General features: G+C 72.1%; 6 protein-coding genes. 4 read left to right on the top strand and 2 right to left on the bottom strand.

Features of this window, described 5'->3' with window-relative positions; genetic code table 11:
• The 3 genes from radC to D7V88_RS35965 form a co-directional block, all read left to right on the top strand.
• A partial coding sequence (gene radC / locus D7V88_RS35955) for a RadC family protein (protein WP_372241155.1) occupies window positions 1–730 on the top strand: 730 nt, incomplete at its 5' end.
• Entirely contained in the window at window positions 730–990 is a 261-nt protein-coding gene (locus D7V88_RS35960; protein ID WP_120545111.1) for a DUF3006 family protein, read from the top strand. The genes radC and D7V88_RS35960, both read left to right, overlap by 1 nt.
• Before the next feature lie 60 nt (window positions 991–1,050).
• Window positions 1,051–3,108 carry a RecQ family ATP-dependent DNA helicase gene (locus D7V88_RS35965; RefSeq protein ID WP_372241156.1) on the top strand — a complete coding sequence of 686 codons (2,058 nt, stop codon included), beginning with the start codon at window positions 1,051–1,053 and terminating at the stop codon, window positions 3,106–3,108.
• A 24-nt stretch (window positions 3,109–3,132) separates the two neighbouring features.
• Here D7V88_RS35965 and D7V88_RS35970 read toward each other — a convergent pair whose 3' ends face one another.
• Window positions 3,133–3,519, bottom strand: a complete 387-nt coding sequence (locus D7V88_RS35970) for a hypothetical protein (protein WP_341870747.1) — start codon at window positions 3,517–3,519, stop codon at window positions 3,133–3,135.
• 1 nt (window position 3,520) lies between these two features.
• The gene (locus D7V88_RS35975; RefSeq protein ID WP_208726687.1) at window positions 3,521–7,168 is read right to left on the bottom strand and encodes a tetratricopeptide repeat protein; all 3,648 of its coding nucleotides are present in this window, start codon (window positions 7,166–7,168) and stop codon (window positions 3,521–3,523) included.
• 90 nt (window positions 7,169–7,258) lie between these two features.
• Here D7V88_RS35975 and D7V88_RS43980 point away from each other — a divergent pair, with 90 nt between their 5' ends.
• Window positions 7,259–7,678 (top strand): hypothetical protein, encoded by a 420-nt coding sequence (locus D7V88_RS43980; RefSeq protein WP_208726688.1) that lies wholly within the window; start codon window positions 7,259–7,261, stop codon window positions 7,676–7,678.
• Window positions 7,679–7,855 lie beyond the last annotated feature (177 nt).

A 7,855-nucleotide genomic window follows, 5' to 3' on the forward strand; every position in this document is an offset into this window, starting at 1 on the left:
GGATGGGGCATCCACGGGCGGCGGGTCGGTGAGGGCCCTCACGGAGGACGCGCGCGAGCGCCTTTTCCGGCTGGGCGCGGAGGCCCTCACCGACCTGGAGTTGCTGGGATTGCTGTGGACGGAGGGGCCCAGGAGCACGGCCCTCCAGGACGCGGGCCTGACGCGGGGTGGGCTCAAGGCGCTGGTGCAGGAGGATCCGCGGACGCTGTGCGCGCGGAGGGGCGTGGGCCCGGCCCGGACGTCGCGGCTCCTGGCGGCGCTGGAGCTGGGACGGCGCGCGCAGCGCTCCCCGGAACGCCGTCCCAGGCTGCGCACGCCGAAGGACATCCACGCGTACCTGACGCCCACGCTGGGTGCGCTCCGGCGCGAGGTGTTCCACGTGCTGTGCTTCAACCCGCGCAACGTGCTGGTGCATGACGCCCGGGTGGCGGAAGGGACGCTGAGCGCGTGCCCGGTGGATCCCCGGGAGGTGTTCGCCGCGGCGCTGTCCGCGCGGGCCACGGCCATCGTGCTCGCGCACAACCACCCCTCGGGGGACCCCGAACCCAGCGTCCAGGACGTGGGCCTCACCGAACACCTGGCGCGCGCGGCGGGGCTCCTGGGCGTGAAGCTGCTGGACCACGTCGTCGTGGGGGACGGCGCCTACGTGTCCATGCTGGAGCGCGGCTTGCTGCCGGACAGCGAGCGGGAGGGGCGACGCAAGTGCGGCACGCCGGGCGGGGGTTGGTGATGACGGCCGGGGTGCTGCTGGGGGTGGGCGCCAGCCCCGTGCAGGTGGAGATGCTGGAGGGCTCGCGGGCCCGGGTGGTGCGGAGCGAGAGCGGGCAGGCATGCACGGTGGAGCGATGGAGGCTGCCGCCGGGTGCGCGTGAGGGGGACGTCATCGTGGACGGCCGCCTGGACCTGGAGCGGACGGAAGAACTGCGGCGGGAGGTGGCGCGGAAACGGGCGGCGCTGGCGGTTCCTCTTCCTCCGGGGCTCGAGCTGTGAGGTGGGGCGCCGGTGCCCACGACAGGGATAGGCGTTGACGGCCGACCCAGGATGATGAACATGCGCGCGATGCTGGAGTCCCTGCCCTTCCTCGAAGATGCCCAGCGGGGACTGGTGCGGTACTTCGGCCTGTCGGAGTTCCGTCCCGGCCAGGCCCCCGTCATCAATTCGGTGCTCAGTGGCCGCAACACCGTGGTGGTGATGCCCACGGGCGCGGGCAAGAGCCTGTGCTACCAACTGCCCGCGCTGCTCCTGCCGGGCATCACGCTGGTGGTGTCGCCGCTCATCGCGCTGATGAAGGACCAGGTGGAGCAGCTCACCGCGAAGGGCATCCCGGCCACCTTCATCAATTCGTCGCTGTCGGACCTGGAGCGGGCGGAGCGCCTGCGCAAGCTGCGCGCCCGCGAGTACAAGCTGCTCTACGTCGCGCCGGAGCGCTTCCGCAGCGGAAGCTTCCTGGAGCTCATCTCCGAGCTGGGCGTGGAGCTGTTCGCCGTGGACGAGGCGCACTGCATCTCCCAGTGGGGCCACGACTTCCGGCCGGACTACGCGCTCTTGGGACAGGTGCGCAAGCGGCTGCGTCCCCCGCGCACGGTGGCCCTCACCGCCACGGCGACGCCGGAAGTGCGCGACGACATCGTCCGCGTGTTGTTGATGAAGGAGCCGAGGGTGTTCGCCCAGGGCTTCGACCGGCCCAACCTCTTCCTCGACGTGGTGAACGTCAACGGGGACGAGGAGCGCCGGCAGGCCTGCGCGCAGTTGGCGGCGAAGGGCGGCAGCGGCATCATCTACTGCTCCACGCGCAAGGCTGCGGAAGGAATGCACTCCGCGCTCGTGACACGCAAGGTGCGCGCGGTGCTGTACCACGCGGGCATGGAGGACGACGCCCGCCGCCGCGCGCAGGAGGACTTCATGTCCGCGAAGGAAGCGGTGGCGGTGGCCACCAACGCCTTCGGCATGGGCATCGACAAGTCGGACATCCGCTTCGTCGCGCACGCCAACATCCCCCGGGCGGTGGAAGCGTACTACCAGGAGATCGGCCGCGCGGGCCGGGACGGAAACCCCGCCACGGCGGTGCTGCTGTTCAACCATGCGGACGTGTACACGCAGGAGCGCCTCATCGAGGGCAGCCACCCGTCCGAGTCCGTGCTGTCGGACGTGTGGTCGGCGCTCCAGGGCGTGGAGGAGTTCGACCGGGGCGTGCACGCGCTGGCGGGCATGGTGGGGGCCAGCGAGTTCGAGGTCTCCGCCGCGCTGAAAATCTTCGAGCGCGAGGGCAAGCTGGAGCGCGGCGGTCGCGGCGAGGGCGAGTACGGACTGACGCTGACCGACAAGGCGCCCACGGCCCAGCCGCATGCGGCGGAGACCCAGCGGCTCTTGCGCTCGCTGCTGGAGACCTTCCCGGTGGGGCGTCAGGCCACCACGGAGTTGCCCATCCTCGCGCGGCGCACGGCGCTGTCGGAGGAGGAGGTCCGGCACGCGCTGGGTCTCCTGGAGAAGGCGGGCGTGGTGTGGGTGCGCAAGCCGTTCGCGGGGCGCTCCATCCGCGCGCTGGAGCGCGTCCCGTTCCGCGAGCTGAGCGTGGACCTGAGCCGGGTCCGCACGCAGGAGCGGCACAACCTGCTGATGCTCAAGCGGATGACGGACTACGCGTACACGCCGAAGTGCCGGCGCGCGTTCATCCTGAACTACTTCGGGCAGGCGGACGCGGCGACGGTGTGCGGGACGTGCGACCGGTGCGCGGGCAGCATGATGCCCAAGCCGTCCGGATCGTCCTCGCGCACCGCGCCCCCCGCCTCCGGCGTGTCCGGAGCTCCGGTGCGGGTCTACAGCGAGCTGGCCTCCACGGAGCTGCGTCGCTGGCGCAAGGACCTGGCGAAGGACCTGGGGGTCGCGCCCTTCATCATCTTCAACGACGCGACGCTCCTGGGCATCTCCGCCGAACTGCCGGTGGACCGGGAGTCCTTCCTCGCGGTGAAGGGCACCGGGGAGAGCCGCTGGGAGCGCTTCGGCCCCAAGGTGGTGGAGATCTGCCTGATGGCGCGCGCCGCGGGCCATGAGCCGCAGGTCTCGCCCGTGCCTCCGCGCGTGCGCAAGTCGAAGCTGCGCCGCCCCTGAGGCCCGTCGTCGGGCCCCGGGCCGTCAGGACTGGGGAGGACCGCCCTTGCTGCTGGCGGCGCGCAGGACGGCCCAGCGCAGCACGGCCATGATGGCGCCCACCACCAGCGCGAGCAGGAAGATGACCGCCACGGTGACGATGCCGAAGAGGACGCGCACGCCCAGGTCGGAGATGCGACCGTCGAAGTACGCCGCGCGCAGCGGCTCCAGGCCGTGCACCACCTCCAGCGCCCGCGCCGGCAGGGAGTCGAGCGCCATGGACAGGCGCGCGACCGTCGGCGAGCTGGACCTCCGCCGGAGGAGCTCCACGACGATGCCCACCAGCAGGTAGAGCACCGACAGCAGGAAGGCGTTGCCCCACATGACCTGCAGCAGGGGTGAAGACGGGGGCCGCTCGCGCACGTCGTTCACGCTATCTCGACGCCCGGCGCTTGAGGAGCGGAAGGGACTTCTTCACGCGCTTCGCATCCGGAGAGTCTCCGGCGAGTCGCAGGAAGGCCTCGTAGGACTCCACCGCCCGGGGCAGCTCCGCCGTCTCGCGCGCCAGGACGTCCGCCAGCGCCAGGTGCGCCATGCCGTCGGTGGGCTCCAGCTCCACCGCCTTGGCCAGCGCCTCGCGCGCGGGAGCCTCCTGCCGCTGCTTGAAGGCCACCAGGCCCAGCGCCAGGTACGCCCGGCCGTTGAAGGGGGCCAGCTTCACGGCCTCGTCGGCCGCGACCCGAGCCTCCTTCACCAGGTTCGCGCCCAGCAGCACCCGCGCCAGCGTCATCTGGGCGAAGGCCTTGTCCCAGACGGTGGGCGCCCGGTCGGCCAGGTCCTGCAGCGTGCGCGACGCCCCACGGCCTCCGCCGGGAAGCTGCGCGTACAGCTCGCCCACGCGGCCGCACGTCGCGTCAGGCCCTTCGCGCCGCGCCGCCGCGAAGGCCGCGTCCGCGCTCTCCACCTGGCCCTGGCGCAGGAACGCCTGGGCGATTTCACAGAAGGTGTTGGGATCCTTGGAGTCCAGCTTGTTGGCGCGCTCCAGCGCGGAGAAGCCGCCCTTCGCATCGCCGTTGCTGAACAGGAGCGCCGCGCGCAGCCGCTGCCCTTCCGCGTCGTCCGGCGCGAGCTTCACCGCGCGGCCCGCCGCCCCTTCGGCCTCCTTGCGACGGCCGGACTGGTACAGCGCCAGCGCGAAGCCCTTCTGCGCCGCCGCGCTGCCCGGATTGTCCAACTGCCACGCCTCGAACTGCTTCAGCGCTTCTGGCGTCCGGCCCAGCGCCAGGAGCACGCGGCCCAGGGCATCGCGGGACTCGCCATGCGCGCCGTTGCGCTCCACCGCCTGCGTCAGCGGCTTGAGGGCCATGTCCGGCAGGCCGCGCGCCAGGAGCAGCCGCCCCAGGGAGCACGCGCCTTCGTAGTCGCGGGGATCCTTCAGCGCCTCGTCGAACTGGGCCTGCGCCTTGTCGAGCGCGCGCTCGCGCCAGTACACCTGCCCCAGCGCCACGCGCAGGTCGGTGCGCGGACGCTTGGCCAGCGCCTTCTCCAGCACCTCGCGCGCCTGGGCGCCGTTGCCTTCGTTCGCGTCCGCCAGCGCCAGCACCGCGACGGCCTCCGGCGGATAGCGATCGTTCACGCGCGTGCGGGCCAGCTCCACGCGCGCCTTCTTCCAGTCTCCGAGCCGCGCGTACGCCGCGCCCCGCACCATCGAAACCTTGCGGCCACCATCGGCCTCCAGCCGCTGCAACGCCTCGCGCTCGCGGTCGCGGTCCAGCAGCGTGCGCCCCAGGCCCTCCTTCGCGGCCTCGCTCTTGGGCTGCAGCTTCAACGCGGCCTCGTAGGCCTGCTGCGCGGCCTCCAGCTTGCCGGCGGAGCGACCCGCGGCCCCGAGCGCCAGTTGGAAGTCCATGGCCAGCGGCCCCTGCGTGCCCTGGGCGAGCAGCGCGCGTGCCTCCTCGTACCGACCCAGCGCGGACAGCAGCTCGCCGTGCACCAACTGCTGGCGGGGCTTGAGCGCGGGGGGCAGCTTCGGATCCTTCGCCAGCGGCGCCACGTCCGACAGGGCCGCGTCCAGCTCCTGCTCCAGCGCGAGCCGGCTCTCCGCCATGCCGATGCGGGCGGCCGGGTGCTCCTTGGAGGCCTCGCGAGCGCGCTTGAACATCTCCAGCGCCTGGGCGAAGTCCTCGGAGGCCAGGTAGTAGCCGCCCAGTGACACCAGTGCGCGGACGTTGCCCGGCGAGGCCTTGAGCGCGCGGTCGAAGCGGTCCAGGGCCATCTTCTCGTCCTTGGCCACCAGCAGCAGGCTGCCCGCGAGCGCGTGCACCTCCGTCACATCGTCCTGGGAGGCGAGCAGCGCGCGGCGCGTCGACTCACGGCCCCGCTCGTCCGCCACCAGCTCGTTGGTGGCGAGCACCAGTCCAGCGAAGCCGTCCTTCACGCCCGGCTTCTCCAGGGCCTCCAGCGCCTGCCGCCGGTCCTCGGAAGCACCACCGTGGTCCTGGTAGCGCAGCGCGTGCGCGTAGGCCGTGAGGGCCCAGCCCTGCGCGCTGGATTCGTCCATGTCGCGCGCGCGGGCGAGCTGCCGGAGCGCTTCGTCCAGCGACGCGCCCGTGTCCTGAGCCACCGCGCGCCGGGCCAGCTCCAGCGTCTCCGACAGCGTCTGGCCGCCCTGGCGGGAGCGGTAGAGCAGGAAGAAGCCCGCGCTCGCGCCCAGGAAGATGATCGCGACGAAGAGGGCCACGGTCTTCGTGCCATAGCGCTCCAGGAGGGACTGCTTCGCCCGCTCCTTGGCGATCTTCTCGTGCATCTCGCGCTCGTACTTCGCGGCGAGCGCCTCCGTGTCCTTCGCGTTCGCCGCCGCCTTGTTGCGAGCGGTCGCCGCCGCCAGCTCCGTGGCATCCGGGATGTCGTCCAGCAGCGAGCGCTTGCCGCCCGCCGCCGTCGCGGCAGGAGCCACCGGAGCAGGAGCCCGGGGCCGCGCCGCCTCTGGGCCCGGAAGGTTCCCGAGCAATCCGCCACCCTGCGACGAAGAAGGCGCGTCGTCCGGAGCATCCGGGAGGTCCGCGAGCATTCCCGACGAGCGTCCACGACCAGAGCCCGAAGCCTGCGCCGGCGGGCCCTCTTGAGGCCCGGAGCCCCGAGCGTCGGCCCCTGCCTGCGCCGCGCGACTGGACCCCGGATCCGCCGGGACACCCTGAGCCTCATCCGCCGAAGGCTGATCCGAGGCCCCATCCCGGGACTCAAGACCGGAAGCCGGGGACTCCTCCCCCTGCGCCTCGCGCCCGGAAGACTGAGCCCCGTCCTGAGCCTCTTGTCCCGAGGCCTGCTCCGAGGCCCCATCGGTCGGAGCCCCATCCTGGGCTTCGCGTCCGGAAGCCTGGGCTTCAGGGGAGCCGGTCCCCATCCCATCCGGAGCGGAGCCCGCCGAAGCGCGCGCGTCCGTCTCACCGACGGAAGCACCCGCCGCCGGGACCGTCCCGGACGCGGCGCTCTGCGAACCGCCCGCGGGCGTCTCCGTCCGGGCCCGACGCGGCTCCAGCCCCGCGGCCGCGGCGGCGCGCGCATCGAACGCGGACGGCTGGGCTTCGGCTGCCGGCGCCGGAGCTTCGTCGTCGTCCGGCGTCGCCGCCGGGACCACGAGCGTGCCCAGGTCCGCGAAGATGGGCGCGGGCCCGCCGGACAGCGCCTGCTGGGCCTGATCCAACCACTGCTTCACGCGCCCGTTGTTGGGCTGGAGCGCCACGGCCTTGCGAAGGATGGGCAGCGCCGAGCGGAACAACCCGCGCTGCAACAGCACCTCGCCAATGAGGTTGTAGGCGTAGGGGTTGTCCTTCTCGATGGCGATGGCCTGATCGAACTGCTCCATCGCCTCCGCGGGCCGGCCCAGGTGGATGAGCGCCTTGCCCCACAACACCCGTCCCACGGTGGACGTGGGGTGGTGGGTGACGCCCTGGGTGCACACTTCAATCGTGCGCGCCGCATCTCCCTTCTCCAAGAGCGCCTTCGCCAACTCCACGAAGACGGAAGAGGTCGGGTCCTGCCGGAGGAGCTGCTCGTAGCGCTCCACCATCGACTTGGCCATGTTGAGTCGCGACTCCGGTGCTCGGGCGGGGAGTGCGGACCATAGCACCGCCCTCGTTCCACGCACGCGGCGGGTGGTAGCGTCGCGCACGTGAACCGCCTGCCTGCCCTGATGTTCGCCCTGCTCCTCGGTGGGGCCTGTGCCCACACGCCGCCCCCCGGGGACCCGGAGACGCTCCGCCCCGCCGTGGAGGGCTTCCACAAGAACCTGCGCTGGCGCAACTACCGCGCCCTGTCCAACCTCCTCGTCCCCGAGGAGCGCCCGGACTTCGAGCGCAAGCGCCGCGAGCTGCACGACGACCGCGACCTCACCATCACCGACTACGAAATCGAGGACGTGAAGATGGCCGAGGACGGCAAGCGCGCCACCGTCCAAAGCCGCATCCAGTGGATGCGCCTGCCCTCCGCCTCCGAACAGACCGACACCGTCACCTCGGAGTTCGTCTTCCGGGACGGCGTCTGGTTGCTGGAGAAGCAGCAGGCAGGCCCGTTCGCGGGCGAGCTGGAGTAGCGAAAAAAAGTCGCCCACCGCCTCGGGGCCGGCCGAGACGATGGGCGTCGAGGGTTCCCCAATGGAACCCCCTACCAGGGTGACGGTGTCGCGCGGTGTTGCTCAGGCCCGCTGCGACCTCGCCGTGTTGCCAGGTACATGAGCAAGTCGGGTGCCAACCTTCGCGCCCCCCTGCCC

The sequence above is a fragment of the Corallococcus terminator genome, assembly GCF_003611635.1.
Taxonomy (GTDB): Bacteria; Myxococcota; Myxococcia; order Myxococcales; family Myxococcaceae; genus Corallococcus; species Corallococcus terminator.

Excerpts from the sequence above, each read along its gene's own strand:
- D7V88_RS35960 (WP_120545111.1), top strand. The coding sequence starts at position 730 with ATGACGGCCGGGGTGCTGCTGGGGGTGGGCGCCAGCCCCGTGCAGGTG.
- D7V88_RS35965 (WP_372241156.1), top strand. The coding sequence starts at position 1,051 with ATGCGCGCGATGCTGGAGTCCCTGCCCTTCCTCGAAGATGCCCAGCGG.
- D7V88_RS35975 (WP_208726687.1), bottom strand. The coding sequence starts at position 7,168 with ATGGCCAAGTCGATGGTGGAGCGCTACGAGCAGCTCCTCCGGCAGGAC.